The organism is Cellulomonas sp. Leaf334 (genome assembly GCF_001424195.1).
Lineage (GTDB): Bacteria > Actinomycetota > Actinomycetes > Actinomycetales > Cellulomonadaceae > Cellulomonas.
Map to the genome: position 1 here is coordinate 751,264 of NZ_LMOO01000005.1, position 21,105 is coordinate 772,368.

Below are 21,105 nucleotides of genomic sequence, written 5' to 3' on the forward strand. Positions count from 1 at the left end.
GAACGCTCCCAGCGATCCCTTCCCCGTCGGCGCTCGAAGAGGAGAGCCATGCCCGCCCGTGACCCTCGGCTGGACCGTCGTGCCGTCCTGCAGCTCGGTGGCGGGGTGGCCGCTGCCGGCATCCTGGCGGCGTGCACGTCCGGCGGGCCGGTCACGTCGACGCCGACCCCGACGGCACCGACCGGGTGGCAGCCGCCCGCCGAGCCCATGGCGTTCCCCGCGGGGTTCGTGTGGGGTGCGGCGACGTCCTCGTTCCAGGTCGAGGGGTCGACCACGGCGGACGGGCGCGGGCAGTCGATCTGGGACACGTTCGCGGCGACGCCGGGGCGGATCAGCGACGGGTCGACGGGTGACCCGGCCGCCGACCACTACCGGCTGTGGGAGTCGGACCTCGACCTGATCGCGGACCTCGGGCTGGCGGCCTACCGGTTCTCGGTGGCGTGGCCCCGCATCCAGCCGACGGGTTCCGGCGCGGTCAACCAGCCGGGTGTCGACTTCTACCGGCGCCTGGTCGACGGACTCCTGGCCCGGGGGATCCACCCCGCGATCACGCTGTACCACTGGGACCTGCCGCAGGCGTTGCAGGACGCGGGCGGCTGGGCGGTGCGCGAGACGGCGGACCGGTTCGGGGAGTACGCGGCGATCATGTTCGACGCGCTGCGGGACGTCGACGCCACGTGGCTGACCATCAACGAGCCGAAGACGACCGCGTACGTCGGGCACCGGTGGGGCGTGCACGCTCCGGGGATCACCGACGACGACCAGGCTGCTGCCGCGATCCATCACCAGCTGCTCGCGCACGGTCGCGCCGTCCAGGCGTTCCGGGCCGGCGGGGCCGCGGGGCAGATCGGGATCGCCCTCAACCTCCTGCCCGTCTACCCGACGAACCGGGAGTCGGACCGGGCCGCCGTGTACACCGACGCCGTGGAGAACCGGATGTTCCTGGACCCGGTCCTGCTGGGGCGCTACCCGTCGGACGCGATCGGTTCCGAGCCAGGGCAGCTGCCGGCGGACGCCGGGGCGTTCGCGGACCTCGTCCTGGACGGCGACCTCGACGTCATCGCCGCACCCCTCGACGTCCTCGCCGTGCAGTACTACGGGGTCACGGGGGTCGACCAGTTCGCCAACCAGGTCGACCTGTACCCGACGTCGGCTGCGGTGTGGCAGCAGGTGCATCCCGAGGGGCTGTACGACCTGCTGATCGACCTGCTCATCGACTACCCGGACGCCCCGCCGCTGCTCATCACCGAGAACGGCATCCCGGACCGGACACCCGAGGGCACGACGGACGATGTCGAGCGGCTCGAGTTCCTGCGGGCGCACCTGCAGCAGGCGGCACGGGCGATCGCGGACGGCGTCGAGCTCGTCGGGTACTACGCCTGGTCGCTGCTGGACAACTTCGAGTGGGCCGAGGGGATGAGCCAGCGCTGGGGCCTGGTGCACGTCGACTTCGCGACGCAGGAGCGGACGCCCAAGGCGAGCATGGAGTGGTACTCGGCGGTGGTCCGCGCGAACGAGGTACCGCCCTCCTGAGTTCCCGGTGTGCGCATCATCACCGGCTTCTGGTGGGGCGTTCACCCTCCTGCGCCGTTACCGTTGAGGCATGCCTACCCCCGTCTCCGATGTCGGCACCACGACCAGCACGGTTGCGGCGGCCCGTCCGGGCAAGCCGCGCAAGGTTCCCCGTGTCGTGATCCTCGGCGGCGGAACCGTGGGCCTGTACACGGCGCGCCGGCTGCGCAAGCGGCTCGGCAAGCGGGAGGCGGCCATCGTCGTCGTCGACCCCCGCCCGTACATGACGTACGCGCCGTTCCTGCCGGAGGCCGCGGCCGGGTCCATCGACCCCCGCAACATCGTCGCCCCGCACCGCCGGGCCCTCAAGGGCGTCGACGTGCTGCAGGGCAAGGTCAGCGAGATCAACCATGCCGGCCGCACGGTCCAGATCACCCCCGAGGAGGGGGACCCGTACTGGATCACCTACGACCACCTGGTCGTCGGCCTCGGGTCGGTCGCCCGCACGCTGCCCATCCCGGGGCTCGCGGAGCAGGGCATCGGCTTCAAGAACGTCGAAGAGGCCATCGCGGTCCGCAACCACGTGCTCAACCGGATCGACCTGGCGGCCAGCACCTGGGACCCGGAGCTGCGCAGGCGCATGCTGACGTTCGTCTTCGTCGGCGGCGGGTTCGCCGGCATCGAGGCGCTCGGCGAGGTCGAGGACATGGCCCGCGCCGCGGTGAAGTACTACAAGGCGATCGAGCAGGAGGAGCTGCGCTTCGTCCTCGTCGAGGGCTCGCCGCGCATCCTGCCGGAGGTCAGCGAGGAGCTCGGTGGGTACACCCTCGAGCAGCTGCGCAAGCGGCAGATCGAGATCCACCTGTCGACGTTCCTGAACAGCTGCGTCGACGGTCACGTGGTGCTGTCGAACAAGCTCGAGTTCGACGCGGAGACCATCGTCTGGACGGCCGGCGTGAAGGCCAACCCGGTGCTGCAGGACTCGGACCTGCCGCTCGACAAGATGGGGCGGGTCACCTGCAACGCCGCGCTCCAGGTCGTCGACGCCGAGGGTGCGGTCGTGCCCGACGCGTACGCGGCAGGTGACTGCGCGGCCGTCCCGGACCTGTTCAACCCCGGGCAGATGTGCCCCCCGAACGCCCAGCACGCGCTGCGCGAGGGGAACCACCTCGGCGACAACCTGGCGCGCGTCCTGCGCTCGGCGGAGGTGACCGACTACAAGCACAAGAACATCGGTGCCGTCGCGTCGCTCGGCATGTACAAGGGTGTCGCGCAGATGTTCGGCCGCATCAAGGTCCGCGGCTTCCTCGCGTGGGTGCTGCACCGCTCGTACCACGTGGCGGCCATGCCGACCTGGAACCGCAAGATCCGCATCGCGGCCGGGTGGACCGGCGCGCTGCTGCTGCGTCGCGAGGTCGTCGCGCTTGGCAGCCTGCACGACCCGCGGGCCGAGTTCCGGGCCGCGTCGGTGCCGCCCAAGCCGCGGGCGGTCGAGCCGGGCGAGGGTGACCCGGCCCTCCCGCCCCAGAAGGCGGAGCCGGGGTCGCCGGCGAAGAAGAAGTCCGCCAGGACCGCCTGACCAGCCCTGACGCGAGCCCTCGACCCGAGACGGGTCGAGGGCTCGCGTGCGTGTACGGCTGGCAGGATGGCTCGCAGCCCCCGTAGCCCAACTGGCAGAGGCAGCCGGCTTAAACCCGGCACAGTCCGGGTTCGAACCCCGGCGGGGGCACGATCGCCTCCGCGCTTTCGCCCGCACGTCGCAGGACGGTCCGGCTAGCGTGGGACGCATGTCCTCGGCGGCGCCGCGCGAACCGGAGGGCCGCGCGACGCCGCGGGCCCCGACGGAACCGGTCGACCACGCCACCACGCCCCCGACGGACGAGGTGGTCGGCAGCGCACCACCGCCGCGTCCGCCGGTGCCCGGCCTCGCGCCCCCACCGCGACCCGAGGTCGGCGGCGTCGGCTTCGTCGCGACGAGCGCGCCTCCTGCGATGCCCGGCGCGGTCTCGACGGGCATCAGCCTGTGGGTCGGGAGCCTCGCGGCGGGGCTGCTCGCGGCGGGGTCGATCGTGCGGTCCCAGCCGGCGCTGCGCGACCGCTTCGCCGCCGAGGTCCTCGAGCGGGACCCGACCACCACGCTCGGCACCGCGCAGGACGCCGCGAGCGTGCTCGTCTGGGTCCTCGTCGGTGGGCTCGTCCTCGTGTGGCTGGTGCACCTGGTGCTCGTGATCCGCACGGCAGGCGGTCACGGTGGGGCCCGCTGGGCACTGGTGCTCCTCGGTCTGCTCGGTGCCGCGACGGTGCTGCTGGTGCAGGACGTCCTGGCCGACCCCGACGTCTCGCTGGTCCACGACCTCAACCGGGTGGCGCTCCTCGCGCAGGCCGTGCTCGCCCTGCTCGGCTCGGTCGTGCTCGCCGCGCCGCCGGCCGGGCGATGGTTCACGGAGCTGCGGCGGCGGCGCTGACGCTCTCCGAGTGCAGCGGACGCGTCGCCGCGAGCAGCCGGCGGGCCTCCTGGACGACCTCGGGAGCCCGGTCGTCGTGCTCCAGCAGGTCGAGCATCCGGCCGAGCCCATCGCGGGTGAAGCGCCGGTCGCGGCCCTCGACCGCGACGTCGAGCGAGCGGCGCAGCTCCTCCACCCCGCTGCGGCGGGACAGCTCGGCGGTCAGGGCGGCGGCGTCGAGCTGGTTGCCGCGCAGCAGGGCCAGGCACGTCCGGACGCCGAACATGCCGAGGCGGTCGAGCAGCTCGGCACGGGCGTGCGCGGACACGGGCACGGACAGCGAGGGGCGTCGGAAGCGGTCCACGGACAGCAGCAGCTCCTCGACCACGTGCCGGTCGAGCGCAGCGAGCGCGCGCAGGTCGGCAGCCTCGCTCGGGCGCAAGGTCTGGGCGGTCTCGGCGAGCAGGCCGGCGACCGGCAGGGCGACCCCGCACAGGCGGGTCACGTCGGGGTTCTCGCGGTGGCGGCGGGCGAGCCGCTCGGCGGACACGAGGGCGTCGATCCGCCCCGCGCCGACCTCGTCGGCGCGTGCCACGACGGCGATCGTGGTCGCGACCGCGTCGTCCCCGCGCAGGCGCGCGAGGTCCTCGAGGTAGCGCAGGTCCGCGCGCCGGACCTGACGCAGCAGGTAGACCACGACGTCGACGGCGGAGGTCACCGCGTCGGTCGCGAGGAACTCCTGCGACCGGCGCGACGCGACCCTGGACAGGGCGTCCAGGCCGGGGGTGTCGATCAGGGTGCGCGTGCGGAGCGCCGGTGCGGGCCACCAGACGTCGACGTGGTCGATCTCGTCGACGGGTGCACCGCGCAGGTCCACCTGCAGCCCGGTCCGGCCGGCCATCGCCGGGCTCTCCCACGACCGGCCCGACCGGGGGTGCACGGCCACCCGGGGTGTCGCCCCCCACCGGTACCAGGTGACGGTCTGCGTGCACTCGGACGCGTCCGAGGCGGCGATGCGCGCTCCGACGAGCGCGTTGAGCAGGGTCGACTTCCCCGACTTGATGAGCCCGGCGAGGCCCACGGTCAGCGGCTTCTCGAAGCGCTCCTGCAGCTCCCGCAGCTCCGCCTCGACCAGGGGGTCGTCCGCGCAGGCGTCCGCCGCCGCTCCGAGGAGCCGTCGGGCGCGGCGCGCGGTCGGGCGCAGGGGCCCGTCGAGCTCGCGGGCCTGCCGACGCCGCCGACCGGTGGTCCTGGCGCGGTCGTCCTCGTCGCTCATGCCGGCACCGCCTCGAGCGCGGGCAGCGCGTACCGCTCCGCGTCGGCGTGCAGCTGCTCCAGGTCGGCGACGCGTCGGCGCAGGTCGTCGAGGGTGTCGGCGCGCTCACCGGGGGCCGCCCGGGTGGCTTCGCGGGCCGACCGGATCGACTCGTCCAGCGACCGCACCAGCTCGTCGGCGCGGGTGGTGAAGTGGTCGCGCAGCACGCGCTGCAGCCGCCGCAGCCGGTCCTTGGAGTCCTTGCTGACCTGGAACACGACCTCGTCGAGGTGCCGCTTGACCGCGACCTTGGCCTCCGTCTGACGCCGTCGCACCCGGTTGGCCTTGTCCTCGCGGTAGGCCCGACCGCCCAGGATGACGCCGACGCCCACCGAGATCGGGTTGATGATCGACATGCCGAGCGCGATCGCGGTGACCATGCCGAACATCAGGACACCCCCGTACGAGCCGCGCAGCGCGACGATGACCTTCTGCGTGCGGGAGACGTGCTCCACCTCGACGCGCTCCAGTCGCGCGACGAGCTCCAGCGCCTCGCCGTCGTCCCCCTCGACGAGCTCCGGCAGGGCGGCGTCGGTGGCGTCGAACTGGGCGGCGACCTGCGCGGCCAGCCACTGCGCACGTTCGTGCGCCCAGACGAAGTTCGCCGCGACGGTGGCGCGCACCCGCTGGCTCAGCCACTCGTCGAACTCGTCCCACACCGGGCCGGGGTCGGACCCGTCGATCGCCTCCTCGGCCTCGCGACCGATGCGACGCAGCCGGTCGCGCAGGTCGTACTCGATGTCCGCCGTCAGGTCCGTGACGCCGTCCTGGAGCAGCTGCTGCCACCGCGCACTGCGTCGGCGCAGGTCACCCGCGTTCTGCCGGCCGGTCTGCAGGCCGGCGATGAGCGTCTCGCCGGCGGCCGGGTCCTCCAGCGCGGCCAGCTGGGCGCGGGCCGCCATGAGCAGGTGGTCGGTGACGGTCAGGACGTCGTGCGCGACCGAGCGCCTCGCGAGCACGCCCGCGTTGTCGACGACGTCGTCGCGCAGGTAGCGGACCAGCTCGGGGAAGCCGGACTCGTCGTGCAGGTCCCGGTCCTGGCGGCGTGCGGCGAGCAGGCGGAGCGTCGAGGAGACCGGGAACAGCGGGGCGCGCACCCCCGCGCGCTGCAGGTGACGACGGTCCAGCTCGGCCACGGCCCGCCAGTGCGGGTACAGGTCCGTCTTGGTGAGCACGCACGCCACGTTCGGGCACACCGCGAGCGCCTGCTGCAGGAACTCGATCTCGGGCGCGGAGTACTCCTGCCCCGCGTCGGAGACGAGCAGGACCGCGTCCGCCGACGGCAGCGCCGACATCGTGGCCGCGCCGTCCGCCGAGCCGATCCCCCCGACGCCCGGCGTGTCCACCAGCACGAGGCCGCCCGCCAGCACGTGCCGCGGCAGGCCCACCTCGGAGCACTCGACCGAGGAGCCGTCCGGGGCGCGGCGCTCCGCGACGCACCGCGCGTGCGCGTCGATGGGGACGGTGGTCCGGCGCAGCCGCGTCGGGTCCAGGTCGACCGTGCCGTCCGCCGGCGCGGGCAGGCCCAGCAGCACCGCCGTCGGCGTGGCCGACCAGCCCACGACGGTGGTGACGGACGTGGCGACGTCGTCGTCGACGGGACACACCGGTGCGTTGACCAGCGCGTTGACCAGCTGGCTCTTGCCCTGCTTGAGCTCGCCCACGACGAGCACGCGGACGTGCGGGTCGTGCAGCCGCCGCCGGGCCTGTCGCAGGCGACCGAGCAGGTCGGCGCGGTCCGCGTCGCCGGACAGCGACTCGGCGCGGTCGAGCAGGTCCATCAGGGACAGCACGGCAGCTCCTCCATGCGCGCGCCCGACCGGCCCGGGCTGCCAGGTCCCCGGGCCGGTCGGTGGTGCGAGCGGTCAGACGTCGACATCGACGAAGTCGTCGTCGGACTGGTCCGAGTACGAGCTGTCGTCGTCGATGAAGTCGTCGTCCGAGCTGTCCGTCGACGAGTCGTTGCCGGAGTTGTCGACGTCGAACCCGTCGTCGTCGGAGTTGTCSGTCTCGGAGTGGTCGTCCACGGAGTTGTCGGTCTCGGAGTGGTCGTCGACCGAGTTGTCSGTCTCRCTGTGGTCGTCGACCGAGTTGTCSGTCTCSSWGTGGTCGTCGGTSGAGCTGTCGTTGCCGGAGTTGTCGACGTCGATGCCGTCGTCGTCCGAGTTGTCGCTGTGGTCGTCCGTCGAGTTATCGGAGTGGTCGTCGGTCGAGCTGTCGTTGTGCGAGTTGTCGTTGTCCACCCCGTCGTCGTCGGAGTTGTCGCTGTGGTCGTCGACGGAGTTGTCGGAGTTGTCGTTGTACGAGTCGGTCGGGTTGTACGAGCCGTTCGTGTTGCCCTGGTTCGAGTTGTCGGTGTTGCCGACCGCGTTGCCCTCGCCCACGACGTTCTCGTCGCCGACGACGACCGTGCCGGACACGTCGCGACCGGCCGCCACGCCGCCGCCCGACGCCGTCACCGTGTCGAGGTCGAACATCTGGTCGACGTCGCCGTCCGCCCAGATGTTCTGGTTGACCGAGGAGTCGACGATCGTGTCGCGGTCGTCGATCGACGTCGTGTTGTAGGTGTAGGTCTGGAAGACCTGCTGGAGCGCGGGGATCGCCGCGTTCACGCCGATGCTGCCCCCGCCCGCGAGCGCGGCCGACCCTCCGCCGTCTCCGGCGCCGCCTCCGCCACCGGCCGTGCCGCCACCGCCCGCGGACGACTGCATGGCGCTGAGGGTGTTGCCACCGGTCTCGTACGCGCGGTCGAAGCTCGACGGCGACGCATCCATCAGCACGGGCATGATGTCCTCGATGTCGACCGAGGTGATGTCGCCGAGGCCGTGGTCCTCGAGGGTGCCTTGCGGGTCCCGCGCGAAGGCTGCGGCGGTCTCCGGGTCGCGCAGGAGGTTGAGGATGAAGTCGAGCAGTGTGCTCGCGACGCTGGACATGGGCTCCCCTTCGTTCGTGTGCCGATCCGTGTCGGGTCGGTTCGAACGCTAGGGAGACTCGGACGGGTGTCCATCGGGGGTCACCCCCCTCCCGTGAGGGGTCCGTTGGGGGACCGCAGGCTCCGGGTCCGTGGTGCACGGGTGGGTCGGCCTCGGGGCGGGGGTGAAATCCGCCGGTCCGGCGGCGTCGCCCCGTCGGCCGGTCGTGGCCCTCCTGGACTGCTGACCAGGGACGACACGGCAGCGTCCGGCTCGTGGTCGCCGAGCGGGGTCGGGGGAGAAATCGGGACGGAAGGTGCGTTTCCCCCTCCCCGGGGGCATCATGCGGTGGGGGAGGGCCACGGCGACGGAGCCGGGCCAGCACCGACGAGCAGTGCACCACCCGTGCGAGGCCGACGCCGAAGCAACCGGCGTGGCACTCGACGGCGCCGGGCGCCGTGGGCGGACGGGGGCGCGGCACGCCGCGACGGGGGACGAGGCATGGAGTCTGACGACCTCACCACGCACGGGGTCGCCCAGGTCGAACGGTTGCTCCGGACGATCAGGGCGGACCCGGGCGCACCGCGGCTCGTCGCGGTGACGGGTCCGGGGGGCAGCGGCAAGACTCTCGCGCTGGCGTCGGTGCGGACCCTGTACGCGCACCTGGACGAGCGCGACGGGGATGGCAACCCTCTGATCGTGGACGACGTGCACGCGCTCGCCGACGACGCGGTGCGGCGGATCGTCGCCGCGGCCCACCGGCCCGGGGCGCAGGTCACCGTCGCGTTCCGCCCGTGGCCGGTCGAGCAGGGTCTGGGCGAGCTGCGCGAGCTCATCGGGGCGCGCGGGACGACGGTGTGCCTGGACCCGCTCGACCGCGACCAGGTCGCCGTGCGGGCGCGGCACCGTCTGGGCAGGGACCTGGACGGTCCCGCGATCGAGGCCCTGACGGCGTGCACGAACGGGGTGCTGTGCCTCGTCGACGCGGTGCTGGACGCCGCCGACGGCATCGGGCCGCAGCCGTGGGACCGCACCGGTGTCCTCGCCGCGTGGGACCCGGTGCGACGGCTCGCGGGTGTCGGCGACGGCGACCTGCCGCTGATCCGGGACGTCGTGCTCGCGATGTGCCTGGGCGCCCCGGTCGATCCCGTCTCGGTCACCGCGGCCCTCGGCCGGGGTCCCTCCGAGGTCGTCGACGCGCTCGAGCGCGTCCGGGTCAGCGGGCTCGTGTGCGCGGACGGGTCGGTGGTGCCCTCGGTGCGGGACGCCGTGCTGGCGACCGCGGCGCCGGACCGCGGAGCCACGGTCCTCGGGAACGTGCTGCGCGCGCTCGAGGACCGTGGTGACCCGGTGCTCGACATCGTGGGGCGGACGGCGGGCGTCACGGTCCATCACGCGCGGCTCGCCACCCTCCGCACCCGCGCCGCGTACGAGCAGGTGGACCGTGACCCGGCGCGTGCGGCTCAGCTGTTCGCCGACGCGGTCGCGGTCGGGGCGGACCGGGACGCACTCGCCGTGGACCGCGCGCGCAGCTGCGCGCTCGCCGGTGACGTGCAGGCAGCGACCCGCCTCGCCGACGAGGCGCTCACCCGCTCGACCGGTCCACGCGCCGGGGAAGCAGCGCGGGTCCTCGGCGCGGCGCTGGCGCACGAGGGTCTGGAGAGTCACGCCGCCGCGGTGTACCGACCGCTGGCGGACGCCGGCGACGTCGCGGCGGCACAGCTGTGGTCGCTCGCCGCCCTCGCGACCGGCCGGGCCGCCGGCCGCCTCCCGGACTGGCCGACGGAGACGCACCCGCCCAGCCTCGAGGACGGGGCACGCGAGGCCATGGTGCGCGGCGTGCAGCAGTCGCTCGACGGCGACGGGACGGTGGCGCTGCCGACGCTGCTCGAGTCGGCGGCGGTGCTGCGGTCACGGGGTCGCGGTGCGCTGCTCCCGGACACCCCGGCGGCGTTCGCGGCGCTGGTGGCGCTGCACTGCGGCGCGAGCGTGCACGCGACGACGACGCTGCGGGAGGCGGTGGCCTCCGGGCTCGGCGGGCCGGTCGCACAGCCGCGGCACCGTCTCCTGCTCGCGTGGGCCGCGATGCTGGACGGCCGGTTGGACGAGGCCGCCGAGCAGGTCGCCGCCGCGGGTCGTTGCGCGGGTGGACGCCTGGGTGCGCGCGACGAGCTCTTCGCCCGCGCGGTCGACGTCGGCCTGGCCCGTCGGCGCAACGACCTCGCCGCCCTGGTCGAGGCGTGGCCCGCGGCGCTCGAGGTGGTCGTCCGCCGCCCGCCGGACCTGTTCGGGCTGCTCCCGCTCGGCGAGATCGCCGTCGCGGCGGCACGTGTGAACGAGGCGTCGCGGGTCGCGTCGCACCTGGTGCAGGCGGTCGCGCTGCTCGAAGGGCTGGGTCGTCCCGTGCTCTGGTCGGCGCCGCACCACTGGTACGGCATCCAGGTCGCGATCGTCGCCGAACGTCCCGACTGGCTGGAGCGTCACACCCGGCCCCTCGCCGCCGCCGCGCGGGAGAGCCACTACGCCGAGGTGCTCGCCGACGCCGCCCGGGTGTGGCTGCAGGTCCTCGGTGCGCGTGTCGACCCGTCCGCCGTCGAGCGGGCCGCCCGACGGCTGGTCGGCGTCGGGCTGGCGTGGGACGGTGCCCGCCTGGTGGGGCACGCCGCGGCGCGGACGCCCGATCGCGCGTCGATGGTCGGGCTGCTCCAGGTCGCCCGGTCGTTGCGGCCCGCACGGGACGACCGGCCCTCGACCGCGCGGCGTCCCGGCGGTGCGGTCCCGGGGGCGGTGGGGACGACCCCGCTCAGCGGGCGTGAGCTCGAGGTGGCCCGTCTGGTGGTGGACGGTCAGACGTACCGGCAGATCGCCGAGCGGCTGTACATCTCCCCGAAGACCGTGGAGCACCACGTCGCGCGCATGCGGCAGCGCCTGGACCTGCACTCCCGTGGTGAGCTCCTGGCGCACCTGCGTGGTCTGCTGGGGCAGCTCCCGGCCGCCTGAGCCGTCGGTGATCGACGGACCGAAAAGACCGAAAACCATTGCGGCCTCTCCACCGCGTATGCGACGCTCCTGACATTCCTCGCATTCTCAATGGAGAGAGGCGTTCCGGACGTGAAGATTTCGCTCCTCGCATCTGGCCGTGCCCGGGTGCTCGCAACCTCGTTTGTCGTCGTTTCGGTCGTGGCCGTGTCGTTCCCGGTCGCCGCGTCGGCGGTCCCCGGAGCGGAGGTCCCGCAGAGCAGTCTCGGGATGCCGGTCTTCGAGGGATCGGCGACGCCCGTCCCCGACACCGGGGTCGAGTACGGCCCGTCGCCGTACCTGCAGCGCGTGTTCGACGCGGACGTCGCGGCCGGCGCCGGCAGCGCACCCGGCACCGACTTCTGGGTGGACCGGATGCTCGCGCGCACGGGGCCGGGGTTCGACGCCGACGAGAACCGCGTGGCGTTCACGCGCGGCCGCGCCGTGTTCATGAAGAGCCACGCACCCGCCGCGCTCGGCTGGGGCGGGGACGTGGCCTACTGGGAGTCGCTGGGCCGCGGGGGAGCGTTCACGTTCACGGTTCAGGCAGACGGCGCACCCGTGACCCTCACCGAGCAGCCGTCGCAGCGCAGGCAGACCCCGTCGTACTTCTCCAGCGTGTTCACGGGCGGCGGGCTCACGCTGCGGCAGACGAAGTTCATCACCGACGACGACGTGCTGGTGGCCGACGTCGACGTCACCGACTCGTCCGGCGCCGCGCGCACGGTCACGCTGAGCGCCACGTCGCCGCTGACCACGCACGCCGAGGGCGACGAGCTGGTGGGCGCCGTCCGGGCGTTCAACTCGATCACCACGGTCTACCCGCGGCTGTCCGGCGACGGGTTCACGGCCACGCCGGGCGCGCTCGTCGGCGACCTCGCCGTCCCCGCGAACGGCACGGCGGGCACCAAGCTCCAGCTCGGCATGCTCGTCGACGAGCTCCCGGGGTCCGCGTCCGGCTACGCCGCCGCCCGGGCGGCGAGCCCGGCCGAGGCGTTCGGCGCGCACGTCACCGCGTACAACCGGTGGTGGGCGGAGAACATCCCGTACCTCGACACGCCTGAGGACAACATCGACAAGACGCTCTTCTACCGCTGGTGGCTGATGCGTTACAACTACCTCGACGCCGACGTCCCGGGCAACGACTACCAGTTCCCGACGTCCATGGAGGGCGTGCTCGGCTACAACAACGCGATCGTGCTCACGGTCGGCATGTTCGTCGACGACCTCAAGTACTTCCGCGACCCGACGTACGCGTACGGGCCCGCCGTGGCGGTCGGCGAGGTGTCGAAGAGGGGCAAGTTCGTCGACAACCCGGGCGACCCGGCCAACTGGTCGAACTCGTACACGCAGTACATCACCGAGGCCGCGTGGCGGGCGTACGAGCTGCACGGCGGCCCGGGCGCGATCGGTGGCACCCTCGGCCAGCACTCGATGGACGACGTCGAGGGCCTGCTCGACGCGTACGACGGCAACGGGAACGACCTCATCGAGTACAGCTGGGGTGCGATGACGGGCAACGACGCCGACGCGGTGTCGTTCCACTGGCCCGGTCACGGCGACAACATGGACCGCACCGAGAGCGCGTACCTGTACTCCAACGCGAAGGCGGCTGCCGAGTTCTTCCGCGTCGCGGGGGACACCGCGAAGGCGCAGCACATGGAGGACCTGGCCACGCGGGTGCGGTCGGCGGTCCTGGAGCACCTGTGGGAGCCGGCGCAGACGACGCCGGACCAGGTCGGCCTGTACGGGAACCTGCTCAAGCACCAGATGACGCAGGACGGGACGCTCAACCCGTACAAGGAGATCAACAACTACTACCCGTTCACGGTCGGCCTCATGCCGAAGCAGGAGGACCCGGACTACGACGCGTCGTACGTCGAGGCGCTGCGCCTGTTCGCCGACGCCGACCAGTACCCGGTGTTCCCGTTCTTCACGGCCAACCAGGTGGACAAGGCCGACTCGCCGGACCCGGGGTCGAACAACTTCTCCGTCATCAACTCCACGGTGCTGTTCCGGATGTTCGCCTCGGTGCTGCGCGACTACCCGTCGGACTACGTGACGCCGGAGATGTACAAGCAGCTCCTCTACTGGAACGCGTTCGCGCACTACCAGGAGGGCGACAACCGGCTGCCCAACCAGAACGAGTTCTGGGCCAACGGCTCGGCCGCGGACGGCGGTTCCATCGGGTACCGCTCGTGGATCCAGCACACGATCCTCGGCGCGACGAACTTCACGGTCATCGAGGACGCGATGGGCCTGCGCAGCCGCGCGGACGGCAAGATCGAGCTCGACCCGGTCGACATCGACTGGCCGTACTTCACGGCCAACAACATCCGGTACCACGACCGTGACCTCACGGTGACGTGGGACGAGACCGGCGACCACTACGGCGCCGACGTGCCCGCGGGGTACTCGGTGTTCCTCGACGGGGAGCTCGCGTTCACGGTCGACGACCTGGCGCACGTGGTCTACGACCCGGCGGCGGGCACGGTAGAGCTGCCCGAGGGTGGCGCGCAGGTGGTCACCGAGTCCGCGTCGACGCTCGCCGCGGCCGACGAGGTCCGGTTCGCCGACGACGCCCGCGTGGTCGACATCTTCGCCAAGGCGGGCACCGACATCACCACGGCGTCGACGGGCTCCGCCAACCTGGCCGCGGGCCGGCCGGTGACGGCGACGTTCGAGGCCGCGGGCAGGGGTGCCGCGGGCGCGGTGGACGGCACGACCGTCAACGAGCCCTTCTGGGGCACGGCGGGCTCGCCGAACGCGACGGACTCGGTCGAGGTCGAGCTCGACGGCACGCAGACCGTCGACGACGTGCGGCTGTACTTCTACCGCTCGTCGTCCACCGCGACCGTGCAGGGCTACGCGGCACCCGAGCTGTACACGCTCGAGTACCACGACGCCGCGGGCTGGCACCCGGTCACCGGGCAGGCGCGCACCCCGGTCTACACGAGGGCGAACCTCAACCAGGTGCAGCTCCCCGCCGTGCAGGCGGACCGGCTGCGCGTGACCGTCAAGCACGCCGCGGGCTTCCGCACGGGCCTGAAGGAGCTCCAGGCCTTCGCGACGGGCGTCGAGGCGCCACCGTCGACCAACGCGGCCCCGAAGGTCACCGCGTACCAGGACCCGGCGTTCGACCAGCCGGGCCAGGTGCGGATCATCGGGTCCGTCACGGACGACGCCCAGCCGGCGGGCACGCTGACCAGCAGCTGGACCGTCGTCAGCGCCCCGGACGGGGCCGAGGCCGTCATCGCGAGCCCCGCGGCGGCGACCACCGTCGTGCGGTTCGACACCACCGGCCGGTACGTCCTGCGCCTCACGGCGTCGGACGGCGAGCTGAGCACCGGCACGGACGTCGTGGTCGATGCCGTGATCAGCGGCAGCGCGAAGACCAACGTCGCACCGGACGCGACCCCGACGGCGTCCGCCGTCACGGGCTGGAACAGCGTCGCCGCCATCAACGACGGCAACACGAACTACCCCGCGGCCGCCGAGTCGGACGCGTGGGGCACGTGGGGGACCGCCTCCGGTGCGGGCAACACGTACTGGGCGCGGCTGACGTGGCCGGAGCCGGTGCGCGTCGACGAGTCGCGCATCCTGTTCCACTCCAACCGGGACCCCGGCGGCGTGCTGCCCCCGTCGTCGTGGTCGCTGGAGTACCTGGCGTCCGACGGCTCCTGGCTTCCGGTCACGGGCGCGAGCGACTATCCGACGGCAGACGGTGAGTTCAACGCGGTCACTCACGACGCGGTCACGACGACGTCGCTGCGCGCCACGCTGGTCCGCAACGGCGCCAGCTACCCCGGCATCATCGAGTGGCAGGCGCTCGCGGACGAGCCCGTGTCGGTCGAGCCGGTGGCCGTCCGCACGCTCGTCGGCGTCGCGCCGGTGCTGCCCGACGAGGTCGAGGTCGTGTTCGCCGACGGCACCCGCGTGCCGCGCGCCGTCACGTGGCAGGACGTCCCCGGCGAGGCGTACGCCGCCCAGGGTGACTTCACGGTGCCCGGCTTCGTGCAGGGAACCTCGCGCCTGGCGCGGGCGACGGTCTGGGTGCGCCCGACCGACGCCGTGCAGGTCAACACGTTCGAGCCGCTCGCGGTGACGACCGTCGCCGAGACCGCGCCGGTGCTCCCGGCCCGGGCGATCGCGGTCTACAACGACGGGTCGCAGGCGTCCGTGCCGGTGACCTGGGACGCGGTCGACCCGGTGTCGTACGCCGAAGCCGGTGAGTTCACGGTCGAGGGGACCGTGGCCGGCACCGACAAGCGGCCGACGGTCGTCGTCACCGTGACCTCCGGGGCGCCCGCGCCGCCGGTCGTCACGGCCACGACCGAGCCGGCGCGTCCGGCGAGCGGCTGGTTCACCGGACCGGTCGTCGTCACGGTCACCGCGACCGACGAGGACGACCCGTCACCGCTCGTCGAGGCGCAGGTCGACGGCGGTGCGTGGACCGAGGTCACGGGTCCGCTCACCGTCAGCGGCGACGGGCGGCACACCGTGCGCGCCCGGGCCACCGACGACGGCGGGCTGGTCTCGCCGGTGCAGTCGGTCGCGGTCGACCTCGACGGCACGGCACCCGTGGTGGCGGCGAGCTTCGACGAGACGCGGCGACGGCTCACCGTCACGACCACGGAGACGGGGTCCGGCGTCGCGTCGATCGAGTACCGCGTCGACGGTGGCGCGTGGACGACGTACGGCTCCGGCGCGACGATCCCGCAGGCGGCGACCGTCGAGTACAGGGCGACCGACCGCGCGGGCAACGTCTCGGCCGTCGGCTCCCTGGACGTGCCGCCACCGGACCCGAACGCGCCGGTGAACATCGCGCCCAACGCCGTGGTGAGCGTGTCGGCAAGCACCACGTGGAACCGCGCGGCCGGCATCACCGACGGCGTCGCCGTCCACCCGGTCACGTCGCAGGCCTCGGCCTGGGGCACGTGGAACATCGCGGGCGCCACCCAGTGGGCGCGCCTCGACTGGCCCACGCCGGTCACCACCACCACGAGCAGGCTGATGTTCTTCGACGACGGTGGCGGCGTCCGCCTCCCCGCGTCGTGGGCCCTGGAGTACCTGCTCGAGGACGGCACCACCTGGGCCACCGTGCCCGAGCCGTCGGGGTTCACCACGACGCTCGGCCAGTTCGACACCGTCACGCACGCCCCGGTCACCACGACGGCGCTGCGCGCGACGCTGACCAAGCCGGCGAACGGCTGGGTCGGGATCGTCGAGTGGGAGGTCGACAGCGCGCCCGGCGCCCCCCTGGTCCTCACCGTCCCCACGGGGCCGGTCACCGCCGGTGACGCGTTCGACGCGACCCTGGCGGGCGGCACGGCCGACGCCGACTACGCGGTGACGCTCGAGCCGGGCGGCATCCCGCTCGGCACGCTCGCCACCGACGGCGACGGCGCCGGCTCGCTGCGCACCGCACCGCTGCCGGCCGCGCTCGACGCGGGGTCGTACACGGTGCGGGCGACGAGCGGGGAGTCGGTCGCGGAGGCACCGCTCGAGGTGGCCGCCGGACCCGGTGAGGCCGTCGTCACGGCGGGCACCGTCGAGGTGGTCGGGATCCCGACGGTCGGTCAGGTGCTGCTCGCGCAGACCGCCGGCTGGGGCCCCGACGGCGTCGAGCTCGCCTACCGCTGGTCGGTCGGCGGGAAGGTGGTCAAGGACGCGACCGGCTCCGAGTACACGCCAACCTCGAAGGACGTCGGCAAGACCGTGACCGTCGAGGTCACCGGGTACCTGGACGGCTGGGAGAGCGTCTCGGTGACGTCCGCGGAGTCCGCGGCGGTGGTCCGGCCGACCGTGCAGGCGGGCACGGTGGCGCTCGGTGCGGCCGTCGTCGGCCAGCGGGTCACCGCGCAGACGACCGGGTGGCCGGCCGACGCACGGCTCGAGTACCGCTGGACGCTCGACGGGAAGGCGGTCCGCGGGGCGACGAGCAACAGCTACGGCCCGCGCCCGGCCGACGTCGGCAAGGTGCTCGCGGTCGAGGTGCGCGGCACGGCTCCCGGGCACGACCCGTCCGCGTGGGTCTCGTCGCCACCGACGACGGTCCAACCCGGGCAGCTCGGCGCGCACGACGTGCGCGTCGTGGGCATCGCGAAGCCCTGGTTGCCCGTCGTCGCGGTCACGACCCCGTGGTCACCGTTCCCGGTGTCGACGAGCTACCAGTGGTACCGGGACGGGAAGGCGATCCAGGGCGCGACGCTCCCGGTGTACGTCGTGCGGACCGCCGACAAGGGCTCCGTGCTCACCGTCACGGTGACCGGCACCAAGGACGGCTACACCCCGACCAGCCGCACCTCCGACGGCACGAAGGTGGGACGTTGATCATGAGGAAGACACTCACCACCGTGCTCGCCGGTGTGCTCGTCGCGACGTCCCTGACGGCGTGGCCGTCGGCGGCCGTCGCGGCGGACCCGCCCGCCACCCGGTCGTTCCACACCGAGGGCAACCCGGTCCTCGGGGACGGGTCGTACTACTCGGCCGACGCGGCACCCCTGTCGGTCGACGGGACCCTGTACGTCTACGGCGGTCACGACGAGGCGGCCGAGCAGCAGGGTGGCTTCGAGATGCACGACTACGGCGTGCTCACGACGGCCGACCCCGCGTCGGGCGACTGGGACCTGTACGCCGACAACCTGGACCCCGACGAGGTCTTCGACTGGGCCACCGGGGACGGTGCGTACGCGGGCCACGTCACCCGCGGCGCGGACGGCAAGTTCTACTGGTACGCGCCGGTGCAGTGGGAGAACACCGCGGTGCCCAACCGGATGGCGATCGGCGTCGCGGTCTCCGACGGCCCGCTCGGTCCGTGGACCGACGCGGTCGGCGAGCCGCTGCTCACCTGGACCGACGTGTTCGGCACGTCGACGACCGGCCAGGAGGTCATCGACCCGCACGTCTTCACGGACGCCGACGGCCGCGTGTACCTGTACTGGGGCTCGTGGGGCGTCGCGCGGGTGGTCGGGCTCGAACCGACGATGACCGCCACGACGGGCGCCATCTCGACCATCCCCGGGCTGACAGGCTTCTTCGAGGCGCCCTGGGTGTTCGAGCGCGAGGGCACGTACTACCTGGCGTACGACTGGAAGCAGGGCGGGTCGGAGTGCACCCCGTCGAACTACCAGGCGTGCATCGCGTACGCGACGGCTCCGTCGGCCATGGGGCCGTGGACGTACCAGGGAATCATCCTCGGCGGCACGTCCGCGACGACCGTGCACCCATCGATCGTCGAGCACGAGGGCCGCTGGTGGATCACGTACCACACCAAGGACGCCGTGAACGGGGGGCACTTCCGCCGGTCCATCGCGATCGACGAGGTGCAGTGGGACGGTGACCGGATCCTGCCGGTGGTCCCGACGCGTGCCGACGACCCGGCCTTCCGGCTGACCTCCAACGTGGCACTGGAGGCGACCGCGGCCGCCTCGTTCACCGAGCAGCCGCCCATGACGCTCCGCTCGATCAACGACGGCTTCCGCGCCACGACCGCGCTGCTGCCGCCCGACCAGTGGGGCAACTACCGCGGCACCACGAGCTCGAACGCGACCGACTGGCTCCAGTACACGTGGGACGCCCCCGTCCGGACCGGCAGCGTCGGCATCGAGCTGCACCGCGACGGCAACTGGATCCGGCCGCCCGCGTCCTGGGTGGTCGAGTACCGCGACGAGGCCGGCGACTGGCAACCCGTGCAGGGTGCGACGTACCCGACGGCCACCGACGAGTGGCACACGGTGACGTTCACCCCGGTGACGACCACCGCGTTGCGGGCGACGTTCCGCGGCCAGGACGAGGGTGCCTACGTGCACTCCGTCGCGGTCTCCGAGTGGGAGGTGTACGCGGTCCAGGCCGACACGCTGCCGGACGTGGACGTCGCGACGCCCGTCGGCACCGCGCCCGTGCTGCCGGAGGCGGTTCGCGTCGGCGACCTCTGGACGCCCGTCAACTGGCGGCCGGTCGACCCGGCGCAGTACGCCGCCGAGGGGACGTTCACCGTCGAGGGGCGGGCGCTGGGGCAGTCCGCGGGGTACCTGACCGCGACCGTCCACGTGGGCGGCACGGTCGACCCGGGAGGTGACGACACGACGGCTCCGACGGTCACCGTCGCCACGTCCGGTACGTCGGGCGAGGACGGCTGGTTCTCCTCGCCGGTCACGGTCCGGGTCGCCGCCGCCGACGACACGTCGTACCGCACGGTCATCGAGACACGCGTCGGTGACGGTGCCTGGACCGCGACGCCGGACGCCCGGTTCGTCGACGTCCCGGTCAGCGCGCAGGGCGAGTCGACGGTCACCGGCCGAGCGACCGACGCGGCGGGCAACGTGTCCACTCCCGTGAGCCGCACGGTGAAGGTGGACACCGCCGCACCGACGGTCACCGCCACGCTCGACGCGGCGACCCGTGCGGTCACGGTCGGCGGCGCGGACGCGCTGTCCGGGCTGGCGGCGCTGGAGTACCGGTTCGACGGCACGGGCGACTGGCTCGTCGTCGAGCCCGGGGCGATCGTCCCGGCGCCCGACATGCTGCCGCACGAGCTCGTGGTCCGGGCGCGGGACCTGGCGGGCAACACGGCGAGCACCACGGTGTCGGTGCCGCTCGGCGACGGCGCCCAGCTCCAGGGCAACGTCGCGCCGTACGCCACGCCGACCACCTCGTTCACGTCGGGCTGGGAGTCCGTCAACGGTCTCGTCGACGGCACGAACGCCTGGGGCGAGGACGACGCGAGCAAGTACGGCGCGAGCTGGGGCACGTGGGACCGCGTCGGTGAGCAGTGGGCACAGCTGACGTGGGACTTCGACGTCACCGTCGACCGGGGAGGCGTCTGGTGGTACCAGAACGTCCCCGACGCTCAGAACGAAGGGCTCATCGCTCCGCGGTCCTGGGTGCTCCAGTACCTCGACGGTGCCACGTGGCACGACGTGACGCTGACGTCCGGCGAGTACGGCCGGAACAGCGAGGGGTTCGAGCCCGTCGAGTTCGCGCCGGTGACCACCCGGGCGCTGCGGATCGTCGCGCAGTCCTGGGGTGCCGCGGCCGGGCAGGGTTCGGTCGGCATCCGCGAGTGGCAGGTCGGGGCCGCAGAGGCCGACGGCGTCGTGACGCCGGTGGCGCCGACGTTCCAGGCGGCACCGACCTGCGACGGGTCCGCGACGGTCACGATCCCGGACGTCGAGGGCGTGCTCTACGCGATCGACGGCCAGGACGTCACCGGCACGACGCAGGTCGCCGCGGACGCCACGGTCGTCGTCACGGCACGCGCGGCCGACGGCTTCCAGCTGTCCGACGGTGCCGTGACCGAGTGGGAGCACACGTTCGTCGCGCCCGAGTGCCCGGATGTCGTCGTGACTCCGCAGGCGCCCGTATTCACGGCGCCCGCGTGCACCGGTGACGGGTCACTCGCCGTCCCGACCGTCGAGGGCGTCGCGTACACCGTCGCCGGGGCGGCCGCCGAGGGCATCGTCCCCGTCCCGCTCGGGGGGACCGTCACCGTGACGGCCCGCCCGCTCGACGGGTTCGCGTTCCCGGCCGGCCCGCAGGTGGCCTCGTGGGCGTTCCGCGCCGACGCCCCCGACTGCGCACCGTCGCAGGCGGTGGTGCCCGGGACGGTGAAGGTCACCGGGGACGCCCGCGTCGGCAAGACCGTCCGGGCGACGACCTCCGGCTGGCAGCCCCGCGACGTGCGCCTGGCGTACGCGTGGTTCGCCGACGGGGTGCGGCTCGACGGGGTGACGGGGGAGAGGTTCACCGTGCCGGCGACGCTGGAGGGAGCGTCGCTCACGGTGCGGGTGACGGGGTTCGGGGCGGGACTCGTCACAGCCTCCGCGACCTCGGAGCCGGTCGGTCCCGTGAAGCCGGAGCGGGGGTCGCGCTGGCCCTGGGACTGACGACGCACAGGGGCCCC

General features: G+C 73.2%; 9 protein-coding genes and 1 tRNA gene. 7 read left to right on the forward strand and 3 right to left on the reverse strand.

Annotated features, from left to right (window positions below; genetic code table 11):
* Positions 1–48 precede the first annotated feature (48 nt).
* From ASF78_RS13855 to ASF78_RS13870, 4 genes are all read left to right on the forward strand, one after another.
* The gene (locus tag ASF78_RS13855; RefSeq protein WP_082495052.1) at positions 49–1,533 is read left to right on the forward strand and encodes a GH1 family beta-glucosidase; all 1,485 of its coding nucleotides are present in this window, start codon (positions 49–51) and stop codon (positions 1,531–1,533) included.
* Positions 1,534–1,603: 70 nt separating this feature from the next.
* Positions 1,604–3,091: an NAD(P)/FAD-dependent oxidoreductase gene (locus ASF78_RS13860; RefSeq protein ID WP_056590289.1), complete on the forward strand. Its 1,488-nt coding sequence runs from the start codon at positions 1,604–1,606 to the stop codon at positions 3,089–3,091.
* A gap of 76 nt (positions 3,092–3,167) precedes the next feature.
* Positions 3,168–3,241 (forward strand) — tRNA-Leu (locus ASF78_RS13865).
* Between the two features lie 58 nt (positions 3,242–3,299).
* Positions 3,300–3,977: a hypothetical protein gene (locus tag ASF78_RS13870; protein WP_056590292.1), complete on the forward strand. Its 678-nt coding sequence runs from the start codon at positions 3,300–3,302 to the stop codon at positions 3,975–3,977.
* On the opposite strand, the gene ASF78_RS13875 is transcribed toward ASF78_RS13870, so the two are convergent.
* From ASF78_RS13875 to ASF78_RS13885, 3 genes are all read right to left on the reverse strand, one after another.
* Positions 3,952–5,232 (reverse strand): GTPase, encoded by a 1,281-nt coding sequence (locus ASF78_RS13875; protein WP_056590295.1) that lies wholly within the window; start codon positions 5,230–5,232, stop codon positions 3,952–3,954. The two genes, ASF78_RS13870 and ASF78_RS13875, sit on opposite strands and share 26 nt — an antisense overlap.
* Positions 5,229–7,064 (reverse strand): dynamin family protein, encoded by a 1,836-nt coding sequence (locus tag ASF78_RS13880; RefSeq protein WP_235518576.1) that lies wholly within the window; start codon positions 7,062–7,064, stop codon positions 5,229–5,231. The genes ASF78_RS13875 and ASF78_RS13880 overlap by 4 nt, the downstream gene beginning before the upstream one ends.
* Positions 7,065–7,136: 72 nt before the next feature.
* Positions 7,137–8,204 carry an IniB N-terminal domain-containing protein gene (locus ASF78_RS13885; protein WP_056590297.1) on the reverse strand — a complete coding sequence of 356 codons (1,068 nt, stop codon included), beginning with the start codon at positions 8,202–8,204 and terminating at the stop codon, positions 7,137–7,139.
* A 480-nt stretch (positions 8,205–8,684) separates the two neighbouring features.
* Here ASF78_RS13885 and ASF78_RS13890 point away from each other — a divergent pair, with 480 nt between their 5' ends.
* The 3 genes from ASF78_RS13890 to ASF78_RS13900 all read left to right on the forward strand — a co-directional run bounded on the left by ASF78_RS13890 (position 8,685) and on the right by ASF78_RS13900 (position 21,088).
* Positions 8,685–11,183, forward strand: coding sequence for a helix-turn-helix transcriptional regulator (locus tag ASF78_RS13890; protein ID WP_056590300.1), 2,499 nt, complete (start codon positions 8,685–8,687; stop codon positions 11,181–11,183).
* A 186-nt stretch (positions 11,184–11,369) separates the two neighbouring features.
* Positions 11,370–17,534, forward strand: a complete 6,165-nt coding sequence (locus tag ASF78_RS13895; RefSeq protein WP_235518579.1) for an Ig-like domain-containing protein — start codon at positions 11,370–11,372, stop codon at positions 17,532–17,534.
* A gap of 2 nt (positions 17,535–17,536) precedes the next feature.
* Positions 17,537–21,088 carry a family 43 glycosylhydrolase gene (locus tag ASF78_RS13900; protein WP_056590306.1) on the forward strand — a complete coding sequence of 1,184 codons (3,552 nt, stop codon included), beginning with the start codon at positions 17,537–17,539 and terminating at the stop codon, positions 21,086–21,088.
* Positions 21,089–21,105: the final 17 nt, after the last annotated feature.